17 protein-coding genes and 1 other RNA gene are annotated in these 21,196 nt (G+C 60.0%); 13 read left to right on the plus strand and 5 right to left on the minus strand.

Features of this window, described 5'->3' with window-relative positions; all coding sequences use genetic code 11:
• Both G518_RS0125015 and pyrC read left to right on the plus strand, forming a co-directional pair.
• A partial coding sequence (locus tag G518_RS0125015; protein ID WP_028604839.1) for an integrase core domain-containing protein occupies positions 1–306 on the plus strand: 306 nt, incomplete at its 5' end.
• Between the two features lie 142 nt (positions 307–448).
• The gene (gene pyrC / locus G518_RS0125020) at positions 449–1,486 is read left to right on the plus strand and encodes a dihydroorotase (RefSeq protein WP_028604840.1); all 1,038 of its coding nucleotides are present in this window, start codon (positions 449–451) and stop codon (positions 1,484–1,486) included.
• Between the two features lie 75 nt (positions 1,487–1,561).
• Here the strand turns inward: pyrC and G518_RS36870 are convergent, their stop codons facing one another.
• A complete protein-coding gene (locus tag G518_RS36870; protein WP_036596060.1) occupies positions 1,562–2,803 on the minus strand; it encodes a low temperature requirement protein A in 1,242 nt (413 codons plus the stop codon).
• 238 nt (positions 2,804–3,041) lie between these two features.
• Complete coding sequence (cls, locus tag G518_RS0125030; protein ID WP_028604841.1) at positions 3,042–4,496, minus strand: cardiolipin synthase; 1,455 nt, start codon at positions 4,494–4,496, stop codon at positions 3,042–3,044.
• Between the two features lie 123 nt (positions 4,497–4,619).
• On the opposite strand from cls, the gene G518_RS36875 reads away from it, so the two are divergent.
• The 6 genes from G518_RS36875 (at position 4,620) to G518_RS0125065 (ending at position 12,825) form a co-directional block, all read left to right on the plus strand.
• Positions 4,620–5,414, plus strand: a complete 795-nt coding sequence (locus G518_RS36875) for a DUF3025 domain-containing protein (protein ID WP_036596062.1) — start codon at positions 4,620–4,622, stop codon at positions 5,412–5,414.
• Positions 5,415–5,696: 282 nt separating this feature from the next.
• Entirely contained in the window at positions 5,697–6,572 is an 876-nt protein-coding gene (gene htpX, locus G518_RS0125045; RefSeq protein WP_028604842.1) for a protease HtpX, read from the plus strand.
• A gap of 106 nt (positions 6,573–6,678) precedes the next feature.
• Positions 6,679–7,764, plus strand: a complete 1,086-nt coding sequence (locus G518_RS0125050) for a hypothetical protein (RefSeq protein ID WP_028604843.1) — start codon at positions 6,679–6,681, stop codon at positions 7,762–7,764.
• The gene (locus G518_RS36880) at positions 7,761–9,605 is read left to right on the plus strand and encodes an AAA family ATPase (protein ID WP_036596064.1); all 1,845 of its coding nucleotides are present in this window, start codon (positions 7,761–7,763) and stop codon (positions 9,603–9,605) included. Before G518_RS0125050 ends, G518_RS36880 begins: the two co-directional genes overlap by 4 nt.
• Positions 9,606–9,727: 122 nt before the next feature.
• Positions 9,728–10,384: a 4Fe-4S single cluster domain-containing protein gene (locus G518_RS0125060; protein WP_028604844.1), complete on the plus strand. Its 657-nt coding sequence runs from the start codon at positions 9,728–9,730 to the stop codon at positions 10,382–10,384.
• Positions 10,384–12,825, plus strand: a complete 2,442-nt coding sequence (locus tag G518_RS0125065) for a protein kinase domain-containing protein (RefSeq protein WP_028604845.1) — start codon at positions 10,384–10,386, stop codon at positions 12,823–12,825. Before G518_RS0125060 ends, G518_RS0125065 begins: the two co-directional genes overlap by 1 nt.
• A gap of 197 nt (positions 12,826–13,022) precedes the next feature.
• Here G518_RS0125065 and G518_RS0125070 read toward each other — a convergent pair whose 3' ends face one another.
• The 3 genes from G518_RS0125070 to cysK all read right to left on the minus strand — a co-directional run bounded on the left by G518_RS0125070 (position 13,023) and on the right by cysK (position 16,663).
• Positions 13,023–14,759, minus strand: coding sequence for an NAD(P)/FAD-dependent oxidoreductase (locus G518_RS0125070; RefSeq protein WP_028604846.1), 1,737 nt, complete (start codon positions 14,757–14,759; stop codon positions 13,023–13,025).
• A gap of 302 nt (positions 14,760–15,061) precedes the next feature.
• Positions 15,062–15,583: a hypothetical protein gene (locus G518_RS0125075; protein ID WP_028604847.1), complete on the minus strand. Its 522-nt coding sequence runs from the start codon at positions 15,581–15,583 to the stop codon at positions 15,062–15,064.
• A gap of 162 nt (positions 15,584–15,745) precedes the next feature.
• Positions 15,746–16,663 (minus strand): cysteine synthase A, encoded by a 918-nt coding sequence (gene cysK, locus G518_RS0125080; protein ID WP_028604848.1) that lies wholly within the window; start codon positions 16,661–16,663, stop codon positions 15,746–15,748.
• A gap of 118 nt (positions 16,664–16,781) precedes the next feature.
• Here cysK and rnpB point away from each other — a divergent pair.
• The 5 genes from rnpB to G518_RS0125100 all read left to right on the plus strand — a co-directional run bounded on the left by rnpB (position 16,782) and on the right by G518_RS0125100 (position 20,527).
• Positions 16,782–17,100, plus strand: an RNA gene (rnpB, locus tag G518_RS38765) — RNase P RNA component class A.
• 709 nt (positions 17,101–17,809) lie between these two features.
• Positions 17,810–18,532, plus strand: a complete 723-nt coding sequence (locus tag G518_RS0125085; RefSeq protein WP_028604849.1) for a c-type cytochrome — start codon at positions 17,810–17,812, stop codon at positions 18,530–18,532.
• Positions 18,529–19,809 carry a c-type cytochrome gene (locus G518_RS0125090; RefSeq protein ID WP_036596067.1) on the plus strand — a complete coding sequence of 427 codons (1,281 nt, stop codon included), beginning with the start codon at positions 18,529–18,531 and terminating at the stop codon, positions 19,807–19,809. Before G518_RS0125085 ends, G518_RS0125090 begins: the two co-directional genes overlap by 4 nt.
• Before the next feature lie 21 nt (positions 19,810–19,830).
• Positions 19,831–20,013, plus strand: coding sequence for a DUF2970 domain-containing protein (locus tag G518_RS0125095; protein WP_036596069.1), 183 nt, complete (start codon positions 19,831–19,833; stop codon positions 20,011–20,013).
• 148 nt (positions 20,014–20,161) lie between these two features.
• Complete coding sequence (locus tag G518_RS0125100) at positions 20,162–20,527, plus strand: DUF1304 domain-containing protein (RefSeq protein ID WP_028604852.1); 366 nt, start codon at positions 20,162–20,164, stop codon at positions 20,525–20,527.
• The last annotated feature ends 669 nt before the right edge of the window (positions 20,528–21,196 follow it).

Consider the following 21,196-nt stretch of genomic DNA (forward strand, 5'->3'; position numbering starts at 1 on the left):
GTTCATTCCGACAGGGGCAGCCAGTACGCCAGCCGCGAGCATCAGCAGTTGCTGGCACGCCATGGCCTGCGCGCGAGCATGAGCGGCAAGGGCAACTGCTGGGACAACGCCGTGATGGAGCGCTTCTTCCTGAACCTCAAGATGGAACGTGTGTGGCAGCGCGACTACGCCAACCACGCTGAAGCCGCTGCCGACATCTGCGACTACATCGTCGGCTTCTACAACAGCCGCCGCCTGCACTCGAGCCTGGGTTATCTGCCTCCCAATGTCTATGAACGACACATGGCAGAACGTGCCCCTATCTAGGTGTCCGAAATTACTTGACCAGCACAAACCGCCGCTTGCCCTCACCCCAACCCTCTCCCAAAGGGAGAGGGAGAGCAAGCCTCCTCAGCCCAGCGCTCAGCCACAAAACCCACCCCTAACCCGTCTCTGAGAAAATCCCCTCATGACCGCCCCCCAAACCCTAACCCTGACCCGCCCCGACGACTGGCACCTCCACGTCCGTGACGGCGCCGTACTCAGCTCCGTGGTGCCCCACACCGCAGCCCAGTTCGCCCGCGCCATCATCATGCCCAACCTGAAGCCGCCCGTCACCACGGCGGTTCAGGCGCTCGCCTACAAAGAGCGCATCCTGCAAGCGGTACCCGCAGGCATGCAATTCGAACCCCTGATGGCGCTCTACCTGACCGATGCCACCCCACCGGAAGAGATCCTTCGCGCCAAGGAAGCTGGCGTCCATGCCCTCAAGCTCTACCCCGCAGGTGCCACCACCAATAGCGACGCAGGGGTGACGGACATCCGCAAGACCTACAAAACGCTTGAAGCCATGCAGCGTGCTGGCCTCAAACTGCTGGTACACGGCGAGGTGACTGACGCGGATATCGATCTGTTCGATCGCGAAGCCGTCTTCATCGATCGCGTCATGAAGCCGTTGCGCCAGGATTTCCCGGAACTCAAGGTCGTTTTTGAGCACATCACCACTAAAGAGGCCGCACAGTACGTGGCTGAAGGGGATGCCCATTTGGCTGCCACTATCACCGCGCACCATCTGCTCTACAACCGCAATGCAATCTTTATAGGCGGTATTCGCCCGCACTATTACTGCCTGCCCGTGCTCAAACGGGAAGAGCACCGCCAGGCGCTGGTGAAAGCGGCTATCAGCGGTAGCCCCAAGTTCTTTCTGGGCACAGACTCCGCCCCTCACGCGTCTCACCTGAAAGAGCACGCCTGCGGATGTGCCGGCTGCTATACCGCCCTGACCGCGCTTGAGCTGTATGCCGAAGCCTTCGAGGCTGCTGGTGCGCTAGACAAGTTGGAAGGCTTCGCATCGTTCTTTGGCGCCGATTTCTACGGTCTCCCAAGGAATGCAGAGCGGGTCACGCTGCACAAGCAGGCATGGGCTGTGCCGGAGGAAGTGGCGTTTGGCGACACTGTGGTGAAGCCGCTCCGAGGCGGTGAAACATTGGGCTGGAAGCTGCAATAAACCAGCGAGGTGTCTTGCAACCGCCTGGGCTTTGCCGAGCCCAGGCGTTGAGGGTGCACCTCATGAGGGTACGTTTCAACGTACTGAAAATTGATCGGCCCGGCGCTTGCGACCCAGTTCGTTGTAGATGATGGAAAGGGCAGGCCCTACTGACAGCAGAAGCAGGCCCCAGGGTAAAGGCAAGCCCAGGGCCACGGCTAGAGGGCCAAGGCCAATGCAGGCCAGAACCATAAGCACGAGTCCCATCTGGCGATCTTGCGCACGAGTAACGTAGCGATGAAGTGCCCAGATGAAAAACACGAACAGAGCTGCAGGAATAGCGACCGCGCTGATGGCAAACAGAGGTGACGCGGCGGCGTGGCCAGCTGGGGCCGCTTCTCCGGCGGACTTGAGCGTATCTGCCACGACTTCCAAGCCACTTCCCACTGCAGCGAGCGAGGCGAAGGCGAAGTAATGTCCGTAGCCCCACCCGAAACTGCGTTCGCGGTGGTGGTGTAGCGCCTCTCCGAAGGGGAGCAAAAAATACATCCACCACAGGCAGAATGCAAGCAGCGTGCCCCCCAGGCCCACGAGCACCAGATCCGATGAAGAGGCGTGTGCCTGCACCAGGCCAGCGATGGCGTTGGTGGTGCCCAGAATCGCTTCCCCCAAGATAATGATGATGAATCCGCTGTAGCGCTCCGCAATGTGGTGGGCGTGCCAGGGGGTAGGCGGCCTGTTGTGCTCAGCCCACGCCGGCACGGAGAGATCCAGCACCACCAGCACGGCTACCGTGGGCCAGATGGCGCCCTCCGGCAACCAGCCCTGTGAGCGGGCCATATGGAACAGAACCCATAACACCTGTACAAAGGCCACACCCTTGGCGTAGCGCCAGCAGGTGGAGCGCCGCTCAGGGTCCCCCATGCCGGCCCGTATCCACTGAACGCATTGGGGCAGCCGCATCAGTGCGTAACCCAGAACACCAAGAAAAAACTGCCCCTCGAATAAGCCTGGCACGCCGGTGGCGAAGACCAATACTCCGCCCATCTGAAAGAACGTGAGCACGCGGTGAGCGGCATCGTCGTTGTCGTAAGCGGATGCGAACCAGGTGTAGTTCATCCAGGCCCACCAGATGGCGAAAAATGCCAGAAGGTAGCCCGACAAGGCTTGCCACACGTGGTGTGCTGCCTCGGCGTGGTGCAGCTGCGCAGCGGCAAGCGCCACCGCCACCACAAAAGTCAGATCAAACAGCAGCTCCAGCGGGGTGGCGACACGATGCTGTTCGTGAATGTCCCGACCGCGGGTGGGGCGTTGGAGGGGGGCAGGCGAATGGTTCATGGGAACGACCGATCCTTGAGGTTCACCAGAATGTTAATCACGAACGGGGTCGATACCGTTTGCTTTTTTACAGTTTGCGCTGGAATTTATGCAATCTGACTGCGGCTGCAGGAGGGCGCGACCCCGGATGTCCAGCGCCCGGAAGCCCGGCGCCCGTGTGCACGGCGCCCGTATGCACGGCGCCCGTATGCACGGCGCCCGTATGCGCGGCGCTCAAAAAACCCCCATGAACACGTTCTTAGAGAACTGGGCTTAGAGTGGCCATCACGTTGTTCCAGATTCGACGCCACCAGGGCCATTGCGTCACCTGCTCCAGAGTGACGCGGTCCGCCTGCTCCATATAGTGCTGCTGACGCGCCTGAATGGCCGCCGTAGTAGCCTGATCTTGCAGCAACATATTGTTCTCGTAGTTCAGATCGAAACTACGCAGATCGATGTTGGAGGAGCCGATGAGTGTGATGTCGCCGTCTGTTGTCAGGGTCTTGGCATGCAGCAGGCCACCGCGAAACTCATGGATGACAACACCTGCCTTCAGCAGGCGGTGATACGTACTGCGGCTGGCCGCAGCCACAATCCAGGAGTCATTTCGCTTCGGAAAGATCAGAGTCACCGTCACGCCACGGAAAGCGGCTGCGCACAGGGCTTCCATCACGGTGGCGTCAGGCACGAAGTACGGCGTGGAGATGGTGAGTTCGCGCTGCGCATTCGCGATCAGAGTGGCAAACAACTGAGGTGTCGATCGGCGCCGCTCGGTGGGCCCGTCGCCCACCATTTGAGCTACAAAACCGCCAGGCTGCACCACGGCTGCTTGCGTTAGCGGGTTGAAATCGTCGTCGCCAGTTGCTTGCACCCAGTCGCTGGCAAAGAGTAATTGCATTTGCGCTACCGCCGGCCCTTCTACGCGCACCATGATGTCCACCCAGGGGGCATACCGGGCTTTCACCAAAAATGCGGCATCTGCGCAGTTCTGGCTGCCCACGTAGGTCACGCGCCCATCGATGACCGTGATTTTTCGGTGGTTGCGAATATCGATGCGGCTGGTCAGGATGACCTTCACGGGGTTGTTAATGGGCAGGGCCACGGCCAAATGCACCCCGGCGTCCTGCATGGAGCGCCACAGCGCCGTGCGGGTGAGGGCGCGTGAGCCCAGGCCATCGACCATGGCTCGGCACACCACCCCTCGCCGTGCGGCGCGGATCAAGGCATGGGCGATGTCGGTGCCCATGTCATCGCCCAGCCAGATGTAATAGAGCACGTTGATCTCGCGCTCCGCTGCGTCCATGTCGGCCAGCATGCGTTCGCGGGTGTCGTGGTTGTCGGCCATCAATTCGGCACGGCAGCCCGCGAGGGGGTAGAAGCCGTTGACCGATGCCGCATAACGAAAGACCCCTTGCCATTGGGGCCGAACGAGGGCGCCGATGTTCTCCGGCTTTCCCAGCACATGGCGCACGGCCGCGTGGTCTGGCCAGTGTTGGCGCATGAACGTTGCGACAGGCTGGTGGCGCCCTGTCAGGCGTCTACCCAGGCTAATCTCGCCCAGCAGGTAGTAGATCACCACGCCTACATAGGGTAGAAGTGTGAGCACCATCAGCCAAGCCATGCGCTTGTCGGGCGAGAGGTCATCGCGCAGCAACACCCGCATGGATACCGCCAGCACCAACACGCCATGCAGTACGAGCAGAGTGGTGGAGATCATGACCATTCAGGCAGCCATGAACGTGAAGCGCAACGCGTGCAGTCGGCTCGAACGGGCTTGGATGGCATTAATTTTTGGGGTGCCTTGGATGCTTGCAAGCTTGTGGCAGGATCGGAGTGAATGGTAACCCAAGCCCCTCAAATCAACTGGAATGCGCCCTGGTGGGGGCCGCTGCGCCCGCTGGGCGAGCCCGCGCTAGCCCGATGGGCAGCAGGCACCGGCGTGGCCGATGCGCTGAACTCAGTGAGTACAGCTCCTGTGCGTTTTCTGCCTCAGCACGCGCTTACAGAAGGCCAGGCTTATGAGCGCTTTATTTTTGAGAAGCGTGCAGTACCTACCCGGGACAACCTGCATGACTTCCTTAACGGTTTGATCTGGATGAGCTACCCGCGCACCAAACTCCGTTTGAACGCGCTACAGGCACAGGAGATTGCCCGAGATGGCGTGCAATCTACCCGCGGCCCGGTGCGCGACGCAGTGACCGTGTTCGACGAGAACGGGGCGGTGTTCGCCGCGCCTGAGCCGCTGGTGATGGCGTTGCGCGAGCGGCGCTGGAGTGATCTGTTTGGCCCATTGCGACCGCTATGGCAGCAAGCGCGGCTGTGGATACTGGGTCATGCAGCGCTCGAAAAATTGGTTTCACCCTATAAATCAATCACGGCCCATGTGATCGCCGCACCAACTGGTCTGGAGACTGTTGATCAAGCAGACGAATGGCTAGCCGAGTGGCTGAGCGCCGAAAAGCTGACCCCCAAGCCCTTCGTACCGCTCCCGCTACTGGGCGTTCCCGGTTGGTGGGCGGAAAATGAACAAATGTCGTTCTATGACGATACCGGCGTATTCCGGCCCTTAAGAGCGTGTTCAAAGCCTCCTCACGAGCCCATTGCGCCCGAAAAACTGCGTCTGCGGCGTTAAAAAGCCTCGCGATAGCCCAAGGTATCCCTGCGTTTTTCGTCGCATGGGCGCACCCCTTGCATCCACAGCCTTTCGAACACAATGGCCCTCGCGCGGAGGCTCTGAACACGCTCTGGGATCCCCGGTCAACTGCGGTTAAGACAGGGATCACGGGCACTCGATTCGTGAACATACGCTGTTCATGAAGATATAGCGGAACCTGTCCATTGAAATTTGTTCAAATACGTCCCAGATATCCATTCGGCCTGTGCCGAGCTACTTACTCCAAGAAAAAGGGACCCGATGAAACGCATCATGTTGTTCGTTATGACCAACGTCGCCGTGATGGCGGTGTTGGGCATTGTCACCAGCCTGTTTGGTCTGAACCGATTCGCTGGCCCGGACATGCAGGTTGGCCAGTTGATGATTTATTCGTTGGTGATTGGCTTTACCGGCTCCATCATCTCCTTGTTGATCAGCAAACCCATGGCCAAGCGGAGCATGGGCGTGAAGATCATCAATGAGCCCGCCAATGCTGACGAAGCCTGGATCGTTGAAACCGTGCGCCGCTTGTCTGAAAAAGCCGGCATCACGATGCCTGAAGTGGGCATTTACGAAGGTGAGCCCAATGCATTTGCCACGGGGGCATTCAAGAATTCAGCGCTGGTGGCGGTGTCTACCGGCCTTTTGCATGGCATGACGCGTGAAGAGATCGAAGCCGTCCTGGGTCATGAGATTGCTCACGTGGCCAACGGCGACATGGTCACCATGACCCTGGTTCAGGGTGTCATGAATACTTTCGTGGTCTTCCTGAGCCGTCTGATCGGCTCGTTTGTGGACAGCGCGCTGCGCAAGGGCAGTGACAGTTCGGGCCCCGGTATTGGCTACTACGTCAGCACCATCGTGTTGGACATTCTGTTCGGCTTCCTGGCCGGGATGATCGTCGCGTGGTTCTCGCGCCATCGCGAATTTCGTGCAGATGCCGGCGCCGCACAACTGCTTGGTCGTCCGCAGCCTATGATCCGTGCGCTGCAGCGCTTGGGCGGTATGCAGCCTGGTGAGTTGCCAAAAACCATGCAAGCCATGGGCATTACCGGCAGCTTGGGCAAGTTGTTTGCCTCGCACCCTCCTATGGAAGAGCGGATCGCAGCGTTGCAAGCTGGTTCGGGTTCGGTTTGACGGGCGCGTGCTCCCCATCGCTGGGGGAGCACGGTTAAGGCGGGCATGAGGGATTCGTTCACACCTTCTCATGCCAAGCGCCGTGACTTCGCTATATTTAGCGAATATGAGCGGCCCGATCACTGTGATTCTTTCTCCCGGTCAGGCACTGCCAGTGTTGCTGGCTGCTTCCGCCATCCGGGCCGCCCGAGCCATGCATCAGGCGCAAATTCGGGCAAACGAACTTCAGGCTGTGCACGAACAGGGGCGTTTGGCCAATAGCCAATTGCAAGCTGGGGCGCATGGTCAAGGCCTCGCGGCCTTGCAAAAGCAGGCAGACGCCGCTGAAGAGCGCTTGACACGGTTGGCTGAGCTCAGTCAACGGATGGGTGATGGGCAAGCGCTGCAGTTGGCACGTCCGGTGCGCCCTGAGGGGAGTGACTACCACTCCTTGGCCAGCTATGTGCGTGCCATGGAGGCGTTCGCTGTAGACGCGCAAAACCTCTTGATGACGGCTTGGGCTGGAAGCTCCGGAGGAGACGGGGATCCGGGCGCGCTGGCTTTGTGGGCTGTACCTGCGAGCGATGCGGTCGAGCCCACGGCTTCGGGCCGGCTATTGCAGCGCATTGCTCATCTGGGATCAGTTTCTGAGGAGCTTCGGGCCTTGGCCACGGAGCTGGACAGCACTCTTGACGGCACGCGTGCAGAGCTTTTAACCAGCGAACTTCGCCGCCGCATTCAGTTGTATGCCGAGCAGGCGCTTCATGAGGAAGTGCAGAAAGCGCAGGCCTTGGTGGTCGAGCAATCCTTGCAGGATCTGGGTTACCAGGTCGAAGAAATCGAATCGACGCTGTTCGTCGAGGGCGGGGTGGCACATTTTCGCAAAAGCCACTGGGGAGACTATATGGTGCGGATGCGAGTGGCTGAAGGGGGCCGTAGCGTCAACTTCAATGTGTTGCGGGCAATGGATGCCGGTCAAGCTGAAGAGCCCAGTGTGCAGGACCACCTGGCGGAAGACAGATGGTGCGCCGAGTTTCCTGCGCTCTTGAAGGCACTCGCGGCGCGTGGCGTGCACTTGGAGGTGACACGGCGCCTGGAAGCGGGGGAGCTGCCGGTGCAACGCGTGGCCCGAGACCGACTGCCCAGGTTTGCTGAAAGCGAGGCTGGTATTTCTGTTTCCACTGTCCAACCCTTGGCGAGGCCTCTCCCGTGAGCGAACAAACCCCTCGTTGGCTGGCCGATGTGGCCCGCACATTGCCCATTCGCTCGCAGTTTGTCGTTTCGGGCAATATCCGCGATACCTTTCTTGCCCGCGTACCAGGACAATCCTCGCCAGCGCTCGTGCCGCTTCAACGCGCTCTTTGGGAGACGCTGCGCGCGTCAGGCTTTGGTTGCATGCTGGTGTACGACCCTGCGGATGGCATCCGCGCATACCCTGATGAGCCAGAACCGCGCCAGTTGGCTGAGCGCCTCTTCGGCCTCAAGCTGGCTGGTGGCGCTCAGATGCTCAGCCTGGAATCGCTCACCAATCTAATGCGTCAGCTGACGGGGGAGCGGCAGGCACGCTGCGCTCTGGTGATGGATTTCGCCTCGCGCCTCACGCGCCAGCCCACCCAGTTGGTTGAAGCTGAACATCGCTTCTTCGTCGTGGCAGAAAAGCTATCGCTGCAAGCGGCCCCCGTCGTCACGCAAGAAGGGGGTGGGTCGCCCTTGTTCAATCCAATTTTCTGGCTACTCAATCGTGCGCAAGATCTGCCCTCGTGGTTCACACTGGATAGTGAACGCGTGGCCAGTTTGGTGATTTCACGGCCGGATTACGAGGTGCGTATGGCGGCGGCACAGCAACTGGCTCCGCTTTTTGTGGGGTTCGCGCAAGCTGAAGCGCCCGCACGTGATCGCTTCCTGAAATCATTCGCGGATGGCACAGAGGGGATGACCCTCAGCGCCTTGGCAGACATCACGCAATTGGCGGATCGCCAGCGCTTGGGTGTGGCTGATATCGAAGACGCCGTGCGTTGCTACAAGGTGGGCCAGTTCGATAATCCCTGGAAAAAAGACTATCTGCGCGAGAAGGTGCGTGGCGCGCAAGCGGTGATTGAGGAGCGGGTGAAAGGGCAGCACGCCGCCGTCGTGAAGACCCTGGACATCCTGAAACGATCCATCATGGGGCTCACCGGTGCTCAGGCGCGTTCGGGTGGAAACCGCCCTCGCGGCGTGTTGTTTTTTGCGGGGCCGACCGGGGTTGGCAAGACCGAACTCGCCAAGACGCTGACCCAGCTCATCTTTGGCAACGAGCGGGCCTATCTACGTTTTGACATGAGCGAATTCGCCGAGGAGCACACGGGCGCGCGTCTGCTGGGCGCCCCTCCGGGTTATGTGGGTTTCGATGCGGGGGGTGAGCTGACCAACGCGGTGCGAGAGAAGCCGTTTTCGGTGGTGTTGTTTGACGAAATCGAGAAGGCCCACCCCCGCATTCTCGACAAATTCCTGCAAATTCTGGAAGACGGCCGGCTGACGGACGGCAGCGGCGAGACGACCTATTTCTCAGAAACCATTATCGTCTTCACGTCCAACCTTGGCATCTATGTGGAAGATGCGCAGGGGCAGCGCGTGCAGAACGTCAAGCCTGGTGATAGCTATGAAACCGTGCAGTCGAGGGTACGCGGGGCGATTGGCGACTATTTCAAGTTTCGCCTCTCGCGCCCAGAGATTTTGAACCGCATTGGTGACAACATTGTCGTTTTCAACTTCATAACGCCCGAGGTCGGCGAACAGATTTTCGACGGCATGCTGCGCAACATCGCACGGCGTTTGCGTGAAGAGCTGAAGCTGCGTCTGGTCATGTCTGCAGAGATCCGCCGCAATTTACTTGCACGATGCACGGAGGATTTGTCCAACGGTGGGCGGGGCATTGGCAATATGCTGGAATCTGCTTTCATCAACCCCGTCTCGCGCGCGCTGTTCGAGCATTCGCTGGAAGGCAAGCAAAGCGTCATGGTCACAGGCATCGCCGATGTCGACCAAGTGGTGACAGTGACTTTGCAACTCCAATAGCCCGGATAATTCGACGCAGATAGGCTTTCGCCGTGACGTTTCAGGTGAATCGCCATCGCGAGCAGGAAATGAATTTTGTACATGGCCAACATACTCGGCGTTGATCCATTCAGGTTGCTGCCATGAAAATCTCCCTTAACAAGGCGCATTTCCCGGTCACCGTATTGGGGCCAGGGCGGCGTATTGGCCTGTGGGTGCAGGGGTGCTCCATAGGCTGCAAGGGCTGCATATCGCAAGACACCTGGCCTGAAGACGCCAGCAAGGAAATGTCTATTGATGATCTGCTGGCTTGGTGCGAGCAGATCAGCGGCAATGCGCTGGATGGCATAACCATCAGCGGTGGCGAGCCCTTTGACCAGCCGTTGGCGCTGGAGCACCTGCTTCGGGGGCTGGCCCGCTGGCGTGAGCGGCGTAAGCTCAATTTCGACATCCTTTCCTATAGCGGCTACCCCCTGGCTACTTTGCGCTCCCGGCATGCGGCCTTGCTTGGCAAGCTGGATGCCCTGATCGCGGAGCCCTATGTAGACGCCATGCCCAGTCTCCACTCGTGGTTCGGCTCATCTAACCAGAAATTGGTGCCGCTTTCAAAGCGCGGCGAGCAGCGCTACAAGAGTAGCCAGGATACGGCGGCGCAAACCAGCGGGAAGCGCATTCAGGCCCTGGTGGATGGGCAACGTGTTTGGTATGTAGGAATTCCATCGCGTGGAGACATGGCTCAGCTTGAAGAGCTGTGCCGCGCGCGCGGGGTGGATTTTGCCCAGGTGTCCTGGAGATCTTGATGGGGGCTGACATGGTGCGTGTGTGCCCCACCTGCGGCGTCCACCATCCCGCTGACCATTTGCGCTGCGATTGCGGTGCCCTGCTGTTCGGCGTGGACCTGGTGCGCCCCGAGAGGTTGGATGACAACGCGGGCTCGGGGACCAAGGGGAGTACTACAGAATCTCTCCCTCGCGAACCTGTGACGCCTGTGGTGGAGCGAACTGGCACGGTGCATTGTCCGCACGACGATTGTGGCCAGCCCAATCCTGCCGCTAGCCTTCTTTGCCTATATTGCAATCGGCCAATGGGGGCGGTGGCGGCCGGCCTCGAAGGCAGCGCGCCTGTCTTGCTACAACTGCCCTCGGCTTTGCGGCCCAGGTATCGGGTACTTCGGGCCTTCGAGGCGCGTGGGGCAGAGGCTGACATCTTGCTTGTGGAGCGCGCCGGGTCGGTTGGCGGGGCATCGAAGCCCTTGGTGGCAAAGATCTATCGGCAGGGCATTCAGCCGAGCGCTGAAGTGTTGGCTCGTATTGCACGGATAGATGTGCGCCACCGCGTCGATACGCTCGAAACTGGTCTTTCAGATGGCCACGCCTATGAGGTGATGGAGTATTGCGCCCTGGGTTCCTTGCGCCAGGCCATGGAGGCGAAGGCGCCGTCCGCCACCTTCATCACGGAGGTCATCCATGAGCTGGCCGCAGCCTTGAAGGCCGTGCATGAAGCCGCGCTCGTCCACCGAGACCTGAAGCCCGAAAACGTGCTGCTACGAAGCGATCAGCCTCTTGATCTGGTCTTGACTGATTTCAGCACGGCCTCCGTGATGGACGCCACTCAGCGTTTCACCGGCATGGCTAGAACGCTGCTTTACGCACCTCCTGAAGCCTTATCAGGCGTGCTCGATGCCAAAGCGGATTACTGGGCGCTTGGCATGGTGCTGCTGGAGTTGGCGACGGGTGCACACCCGTTCAGAGGCTTGTCAGAAGCCGTGGTGTTGCATCACCTGACCACACGCGCCATGGATGTGCAGGGCGTTACCGGTAAACGTCTGCGTCAGCTGGTCCGCGGGCTCCTGCTGCGCGATCCGCAGCGGCGTTGGGGCGCGCATGAAATCGAACGCTGGCTCGCCGGTGATGAAAGCCTGGCAGACCCCGTGGAGCAGGAGACATTGCCAGGCTTTACGCAGCCTTATGCGGTGCTGCATGAACGCTGCACCACGCCTGAGCAACTGGCGGTGGCGTTTGCTCGGCATTGGCAGGCGGGGGTGGCTGATCTGGCCAATGGTCAGTTGCTCAAGTGGTTCACCGAAGTGCAGAAAGACCAGAACGCCGTGCGTCTGTTGCTGACACTGCGCTACGACTCCCATCTCACGGGAGATGAGCAACTGCTGCGCTTCATCTTGTACTTCGCGCCCGGCATTCCTCCCATGTGGCGAGGCCGTGGCATTGAACTGCCCGCATTGCTCACGCAAGCGAGCAATGCTCTGCGAGGCGACGAAGCCGCTACCCAATGGCTTAGCGAGCTGTATAAGCACCGGGTGCTTCACACCTACGCGGCTGCCGGGAATGCTCAGGTGATAGAGCTGGAGGAGCGATGGAGCGCAGCTTCGGAGAGTTTCGATGCGGCATGGGCGGCGTACGTGGAATTGCTGCAAAAACAGAAAGCCCGGGAGATCGGCCCGGCGGAAGTCGTCATGTTTGACGACGTGATGTACGGCCGGGGTCCGGCCAACCAAGCTGTGCGGCCACCGCTGGATGCCTTGCATCCACGCTTTCTGGCCATAGCCTACGACCCGGCATGGACCGAGCGTTTGCGCGCTTCGTTAGCCCGCGAACTGACCATGCTGTCCGCCCAATGTTCGTGGCTGACCGAGCTGGGCAATCCTCTTGCGATGATGCCCGCCGAGTTGCTCGCATGTGAGGCAGTACTTCCTGTTGCGCGCAAGGCTGTGGAGCGACAAGCGCGTCAGGAAGCGCTGCGAGTGCAGCAGGAGGGCGAGGAGAGGGAGCAGTTACACGCCGCTTTGCAAGCCAGTCTGGTTCAGATAGGGCTTCATGCCCGGAAGCTGACTTTTTTGTTTCCTGAAACGAACCGACTGAGCGGGGCGCTGGAAGAATATGCAGAGGTGTTGGCTCGCATACGGGCTCGTGGTGCGACCGATGTCGAGTGGATGGCTGTGCGTAGCAAAGCTTTGCGCGGCGAGCCTGCAGCGCTTCGTTTGCGCGATCTATGTGATCGTTTGAGCGAGCACCGCACAGCCAACGAAGGTTGGTTCAACGAACAGGCTGGGACATTCGTTGTGATTGGGCTGGGGGCCTCCTTCGCTTTGTGGAACTTGCAGGGTTTCCTGCTAGCGCTATCGGTTGTGATCCTCGTGACGGCGTGGCGCCTTCTCCCTATCCTGCACATGGTGCAGGATATTCATCGGCTCGGTAAGGAACTAGGCATCTCGGCAAGACGCTGAGACGCTATGGCCTGGATGTCAGTAACGATGAAAAGCGCTAAGGGTTTGTTGATGCGCCTTATGAAGTTTGAGTTTCGTTCGCGCTGAGCTTGTCGAAGCGTTGCGCAAGGCTTCGACAGGCTCAGCCCGAACGGTTTTAATGCTTGACCAAAACCATAGAACCTCAGGGTGAACGGTCAATACATCACCGTGCCGGATCAGCGGGATGTGCGCTCGTTGTTCCAGTCCACGGCCAGCGCCTCGCCCACCTTGATGCCATCGATTCCTGCGGACAAAATCCCGCCTGCGTAGCCTGCACCCTCACCGGCTGGAAAGAGGCCGCGTACATTGAGGCTTTGCAGATTCTCCCCACGGCGAATGTTTACGGGCGATGAGGTTCTTGTTTCCACGCCTGTCATCACGGCGTCCGCCATGTCGTAGCCCTTGATCTTTCGCGCAAATGCCGGGAGCGCTTCACGCATGGCTGCGGTGGCCCAATCAGGTAGCAGCGCATGCAGGTCGATCCAGTGCACGCCGGGCTTGTAGGAAGGAATGACTTCGCCCACTTCAGTGCTGGGGCGTTGCGCCAGGAAGTCGCCTACGCGTTGTGCGGGCGCCGTGTAGTTGGCGCCACCGAGCAGGTAGGCACTCGCCTCGAGTTGCCGCTGCAGCACGATCCCGGCCAGAGGGTGCGTTTGATCTGCTGGCAGATGTTCTACCCCGAAAGATTCGCCCAGGGTTTCGACAAAGGCGGCCGGATCGCGCGGAAAATCGCTCGGGTCTATGCCCACCACCATGCCTGCATTGGCATTGCGCTCATTGCGGCTGTACTGGCTCATGCCGTTGGTCACCACACGCCCGGGCTCACTGGTGGCGGCCACCACGGTGCCGCCAGGGCACATGCAGAAGCTGTAGACCGTGCGGCCGTTGCCGGCGTGATGCACCAGCTTGTAGTCAGCGGCGCCCAGCAGAGGATGACCCGCATGACGGCCCCAGCGTGCGCGGTCAATCACGCCCTGCGGGTGCTCAATCCGCACGCCCACTGAATACGGCTTGGCCACCATATCCACCTTGCGGCGATACAGCATGCCAAAGGTATCTCGCGAGCTGTGTCCTAACGCCATGACCACGCGGCGAGCGGGGAGCTTGTAGTGCTCGCCGGTCTCCAGGTTTTCTATCTCAAGGCCGCGCAGTGCCAGTGAATCTTCTTCGCCTTCCAGGATCAGATCAGTCACGCGCTGCTGAAAGCGTATCTCGCCCCCAAGGGCCGTGATCTGATCGCGCAAACTCTCCACCACCTTCACCAGCTTGAACGTACCCACGTGCGGATGCGCTACCCACAGGATTTCCTCTGGCGCGCCGGCGGTCACAAACTCCTGCATCACCTTGCGGCCCAGGTGTCGCGGATCGCGTACCTGGCTGTAGAGCTTGCCATCGGAAAATAGCCCGGCCCCGCCTTCGCCGAACTGCACGTTGCTTTCGGGGTTGAGCTGGCTTTTGCGCCACAGGCCCCAGGTGTCCTGTGTGCGCTCGCGCACGGGCTTGCCACGCTCCAGCACGATGGGTTTCAGCCCCATCTGCGCCAACACCAACGCAGCAAAGATGCCGCAAGGGCCAAAGCCGATCACCACCGGACGCTCGTCTGGCGCTTCTAGCCAATTGGCCGGCGCTTGCACAGGTGGGCGCCAAGTCATGTCTGGCGTGGCTTGTACGTGAGGATCTTTTTCAAACTGCGCGAGCAGTGCCGCCTGGTGCGCCGGTTCTGCCAATGAGAGGTCGACGATGTACACCGCCAGCAACTCAGCCTTTCGTGCGTCGAAACTGCGCTTGAAAACCTCAAGGGTGTGGATCGCTGTCTCGGCAATCTGGAGCTTTTGCGCTGCCAGCGCACGCAAGGCGCTTTCGGGCGCGTCGGCTTGGGTCAGTGGCAGGCGAAGTTCGGCAAGGCGGATCATGAGGTGCTGGGCTTGTGTTTATCAAGCATGCGGTGTGGGATGCAGATGATAAATGGTGCCGTATTTGCGCGCCAGATCTCCTGAATCCGGGGGCCGGCCGTCCGGGAATGCAGGGAGTTGCGCAATGGGCTGATCGCGCAATGAGCAGGCCGTCTGAGGGCTGCCGGGTCTTTCCGTTGGGACCGCCGAGCTCCTGCTCGGCGTTAGGCGGCATCTGTGCCCGCTGTTTAGCGATTGGGCGCTTATCTGTCCCTGGGGAATTTCAACCCCGGGCTTGGCTCAATCCAGGCCGCGTAGTCGTGTCAATATTGAGGTGCGCTAGTCAATGCTTTACGCAGCGCGGCCGCCCGGTCTGCGCCCACGGCAGCTTCAATCTTAGGTAGCAATTGACGCAGACCCACGTAGCCATCTGCGCGTTCTACCGCCAAGTTGAGCTTGAACCCGCGCAATCCCAAAGTGGCAGTGAGCTGGGTGGCCAGGGGGTAAGCGGCTTGGTAGCGGAGCTTTTGCTCATCGGGCGTCAATAGCTCATTTTCGATTTCCGACATCAGGCTCGCCGGAACAGTCAGCGGGGACGGCTTTGAATCGTTCGCCGCGTCCTGAGTGACGAGGGGTGCGGGAATTTCTTCGCGCAGCAATCCGTTGTTGAGCAGGTAAGCGATGTCGTCAGTGTTGACGCCCAAGCCCGAGGTATGCCGCAGCACCTCTGCCGCGGAACGCCTGCCGTCGAACATGATCAACGCCGCTCGCTGGCGTTGAGACAGGGCGGCGGCATCGCGATGTTTGAGTGCTACGGCGGCTAGATCGGTCTTTGCGTAAGGCATGGCGAGTACGAGCCGTTACATATCATGAAGGTTTGATTGAACGACCTTTTCGGTTAATGTGACGCTAACGTTAACCCTTAAATGATCACTTTTGAGCTGATTTTTTTTCAATTTTCGCAAGCCACGCCCAGGCGTGGCCCCGTGACCAGCGCCTTATCGTGATCAAGCCGGCAGATAGCCGTCTACCGAGAGGTAGCGTTCCCCGGTGTCATAGTTGAAGCCCAGAACGCGTGCGCCCTTCGGCAGTTCGGGCAATTTCTGAGCAATCGCTGCCAGCGTGGCACCGCTGCTAATGCCAACCAGCAAGCCTTCCTGGTTAGCGCTTCGACGACCGTATTCGCGTGCCGTTTCCGCTTCGACCTGGATCACGCCATCAAGCAGGCTGGTGTCCAGGTTTTTGGGGATAAAGCCGGCGCCAATGCCCTGGATCGGGTGCGGTGCAGGTGCGCCGCCACTGATCACCGGTGACTGCGTGGGCTCCACGGCAAAGACCTTCAGTTGTGGCCATTTGGCTTTCAATACGCGCGCGACGCCTGTCAAGTGCCCACCAGTTCCTACGCCGGTAATCAGCGCATCCAGGCCTTCAGGGAAATCGTCGAGTATTTCCTGGGCGGTGGTGGCTTCGTGCACTGCCACGTTGGCTGGATTTTCGAACTGCTGAGGGATCCAGCCGCCGGGCGTTTGCGCCTGCAACTCCTCCGCGCGGGCAATGGCGCCTTTCATGCCTTTTTCACGTGGCGTGAGATCGAACGTGGCGCCATAGGCCAGCATCAGCCTGCGGCGCTCAATGCTCATGCTGTCGGGCATCACCAGAATCAGCTTGTAGCCTTTAACGGCAGCCACCATGGCCAAGCCCACACCGGTATTGCCGCTGGTGGGCTCGATGATGGTGCCGCCGGGTTTAAGTTTGCCGCTTTTTTCAGCGTCTTCCACCATCGCCAGCGCGATACGGTCCTTGATCGAGCCACCGGGGTTGGCGCGCTCAGACTTGATCCACACTTGTGCATCCGGACCGAACAGTCGGTTGATGCGAACGTGCGGCGTGCGGCCGATGGTTTCTAGTACGTTGCTGGCTTTCATGGCGAGTTCTCCTGAAGAGGGAAATATCCGGGCTATGCACCCATTCTGGCGCAAACGTTCTACCGTTTGCGATATATGAATATGGGGTCTTGTGGCAACAGGCGATAATCGCTCTTGTGAAGTCCGCCAGACCGCCGCTGGTGCATGTCCCGAAAGGGCGCACTGGAGGAACGTCCGGACTGCAAAGAGCAGCGCAGGAGTTAACGACTCTCCACCGTGAGGTGAGGATTAGAGCAACAGAGACGAGCCGATTTAGTTCGGGTGAAACGGGCAATCTCTGCGCGCAGCAACACCAAGTAGGCACACGTTGAGGCGGCTCGCTGAGTGTGCGGGTAGGTGGCAACGAGCCGGGTGGGTGACCCCCGGCCAAGATTGATGGCGGTCACATCACGGGCAACCGTGATGCACAGAATCCGGCTTATCGGTGGACTTCACATTTTTATGGGCTTTTAGTCGCTCTCTCCGGGAGAGACTGATGCAGGTGCGCCTGCCGACCTGAGGCCCAGAACCCAACGCCGTGAGCTGGTTTTACTCCTTCCCCCGCTCCCACTGGGGGCTGCAGGTTTTAACTCCCTCTCCCCTTGGGAGAGGGCGGGGGCGGCCGGCTGCGGCGTGAGGGCAAGCGGTGGTTGATTGAGCGCTGCCGTTGCAAATTACCTTCTGCTCATCTATTGAGGTCGGAGGCCGGGAATTGCGCCCGGCAGCGCAGTCCCTTTCTTTGCTCGCACCCGGAGCGCCGGCCGAAAGCAACTAACCAAAGAAATACGACCCCAAGTCCGTGTCCCTACGCTGCGCTCCGGGCACCCTCCGGTGCTCGGGCAAGGGGCGGTGCGGCAGAACTCTCTTCTTTCGCTTCGCTCACTACGTTCAAACAGCTGCCGCAAGCTAGTTCACGAAGCAAGAGCATCTTGCAGTGCTCTTGCCCGCCCCCGGATGGCCGGCCCCTTGACCTGCGCTCCTCGGCACGGCCTCAAGGGGTGGGATACCCGCTCGGGCCATTGCTGCGCTCGGCCTTCGGGATTCTCGATGTACTCCCGAGAAGAACGAGAGCGCGAGCTCATTCTGATACGGTATTTAAGCGCACATCTGGCACTTACCAGATCAGTGGTTGGCGGGCAGACTTGATGGCAATTCGTTGGAACTCCCATGAAAGCCAAAGCAAGTATCTCGCGCTGCCTCACCATCATCCTTTTACTGCTCGGTGGCAGCCTTCCTTCTGTGATGGCTACGCCACTCAGAGACGGCATGGCCGCACGTATGCAGGCCTGCGCGGTTTGCCATGGTTCTGAGGGGCGTGCCACCAATCAGGGGTACTTCCCTCGTATTGCCGGCAAACCTGCGGGCTACTTGTTCAATCAGTTGGTGAACTTCCGTGATGGGCGGCGCAAGAACCCCACCATGGCCTATCTGGTAGATCAGATGAACGATGCCTATCTGCAGGAGATTGCTGACTATTTTTCTGCCTTGGACCTTCCCTACCCGCCCCCGGCGCCAGCACCTGAGCCGGGGCCTTCGCTCAGCAAGGCTCTGGCGCGCGGAGAGCAACTGGTGCGCCAAGGCGATGCGGCGCGTGGTGTGCCGGCCTGTTCGACTTGCCACGGCGCAGCGATGACTGGCGTGATGCCCGCGACGCCAGGTTTGGTGGGGCTGCCGCGCGACTACATCCTGAGCCAGTTCGGTGCCTGGAAAAACGGCATGCGCCACGCGGCAAAACCGGATTGCATGGGTGAAGTGGCTGAGCGGCTATCGGCCGAAGATGTGGGGGCGATGGCCACCTGGCTTTCGCTGCAACGTGTACCCACAGATGCCAAAGCAGTTGCTTTCGCGCCCCAGGCATCGCCGCTGAAATGTGGGGGGGCAGGGAAATGAGCAGCACTCGTTTTTTCTGGATCAAGCTTCTGGTTGGACTGCTGCTGTTAGCCGGTCTCTTCGTCGCCACTGTCGTCTGGCTGAATGTGCGAGGCGAGTCTCCAATGACAGATGTCGTTTCGGCCGCGGCTCCCAACCCGGAGCTGGTGAGCAGGGGCGCTTACCTGGCTCGTGCAGCCAATTGCGCGTCTTGCCACACCGCGCGTGGTGGTGAGGTTTATGCCGGTGGCAAGGCCTTGCCTACACCTTTTGGCTTGGTCTTCGCGGGCAATCTGACACCTGACAATGAAACCGGCATTGGCCGCTGGTCGGCCGATCATTTCTGGCGCGCGCTGCATCATGGGCGTTCGCGGGATGGCCGGCTGCTTTACCCCGCCTTTCCCTATACCGAATACACGCATGTGACGCGCGAAGATTCGGACGCGCTCTACGCCTTTCTGCGCACTGTGCCAGCGGTTCACCAACCGAATCAGGCGCACGATCTCCGCTTTCCATACAGAACCCAAGCGGCACTCGCCGTGTGGAGAGCGCTCTATTTTTCACCGGGGGAATTTGAGCCCGAACGAGCCAAGTCTGCTGAATGGAATCGCGGAGCGTATCTGGTGCGTGGGCTGGGCCATTGCGCCGCGTGCCACGCGCCCCGCAACGCCATGGGCGCTACTCAAAACAATCTCGGATTGGACGGCGGTCTGATGCCCATGCAGAACTGGTATGCGCCTTCGCTGGCTTCCCCTGCGGAGGCGGGCGTGCAGGATTGGAGCATGCAGGAGGTCGTGGACTTGCTCAAAACCGGCGTCAGCGCCAAGGGTGCGGCTATGGGGCCGATGGCGGAAGTGGTGTATTCCAGCACGCAGCATTTAAGCGAAGCCGACCTGCAAGCCATGGCCACTTTCCTGCGCGAGCTTCCGCCTCATGCGCCAGCGCCGCAACCAAACACACACGTCGGCTCCACGGTGCGCGAGTTGGGCGCCAAGCTCTATAAAGCCCAATGCGCAGAATGCCATGGCGATAGCGGTGAAGGGCGTGACGGCATTTATCCCGCGCTTGCCGGGCACCGGACCATCACACAGGCATCCAGCGCCAACCTCATCAAAATCATCGTTCACGGGGGGTTCCCTCCCACCACCAGCGGTAATCCCCGGCCTTATGGCATGCCGCCATTCGGGCAAAGCTTGAACAATGAGGAAATCGCCGCGCTCTCTTCCTACGTGCGCTCAGCCTGGGGTAATAAAGCGAGCGGAGTGACTCCGTTCGATGTCAATCGAGTGCGGCGATGAGCAAGCCTCATAGGAGCAGTCATGAACATTTTTAGGCAGATCAAAACCGTACTGTGGAGCTTTATCGGGATAGGGCGGCGCAAAGATATGGCGGAGATCCACGAACGAGGAAACCCTCTCGTTCTGGTGATCATCGCGTTCGGATTGCTCTTGCTGTTTGTAGGTGGTCTGGTGCTTCTGGCTCGCATGGTGGCTCACGTTTGAAGGCGGGTCGTGTGGACGCCTTCAGCCGTCCACACGACCAGGAACAAATGCACACGGCTTGGCAGGCATGCGAATGGTCTGAAATCGCTCTTTTGCGAAACGCCTTCATGCCAGCGTCGCTATGATGCTGTTCCATGGAGACTGCAATATGAAAAATCTACTTCCTAAAGCCATCGCCATGCTGGTGGCCTTGGAGCACCTGTACATCATGGTGCTTGAGATGTTTCTGTGGAATAAGCCGCAGGGGCTAAAAGCCTTCAATCTCACGCAGGAGTTCGCAGATGCCACCGTCACGCTGGCTGCCAATCAGGGGCTCTACAACGGCTTTCTTGCCGTGGGTTTGATCTGGGGTCTCTTCGCGCGCAAACGAAGCGTGGTGATCTACTTCCTTCTCTGCGTGATCGTGGCGGGTGTTTATGGTGCGGTGACCGCCGCGCCAAAAATCTTCTTCGTTCAGGCGCTACCTGCCATCATCGCTTTGGGCTTGACTTTGCTTTTAGATCGCGAGAGATAAGAGCTCCCCCCTGAGTCGCTTCGCGCCTTCCCCCCAGGGGGACGCAGCCAGCGGCCTGGCAAAGCCAGCTCCGCGGCTACTCACGTATGGCCTGCTCCGCGGCCTTCTGATCTTGCTCCCTCTCCCGTGCGCGGGAGAGGGTAGGGTGAGGGGACGGCGCATCCATTGCGAATTAGCCCTTTTTTGGCAGGCATGATGTCCGAAATAATCCTTTCGTTGTGGACCGAAAAAGGACGTCGGTAATTGAGACGCTGACCCTCACCGGTTGGCCGGCCCCGCCCAACCCTCTCCCGCCTGCGGGAGAGGGGGTAAAACCGATCGCTTGCGACTGACTGTGCAGGGCCGAGCGCAGCAATGGCCCGAGTGAGGCTCCCCACCCCTTGAGGCCGTGCCGAGGAGCGCAGGGCAAGGGGCGGGCAAGAGCACTGAAAGATGCTCTTGCTTCAAGAACTAGCTTGCGGCAGTTGTTTGAGGGTAGAGAGCGAAGCGAACGAAGCGAGTTCTGCCGCACCGCCCCTTGACCGAGCACCGCAGGGTGCCCGGAACGCAGTGTAGGGACACGGACTTGGGGTCGCATTTCTTTGGTTCCTTGCTTTGTGCGAGCAAAGAAAGGGAGTGCGCCGCCGGGCGCAATCCCGGCCTCCGACCTAAAGAAAAGAGCAGAAGGTA

This window comes from Ottowia thiooxydans DSM 14619 (assembly GCF_000422885.1).
GTDB lineage: Bacteria > Pseudomonadota > Gammaproteobacteria > Burkholderiales > Burkholderiaceae_C > Ottowia > Ottowia thiooxydans.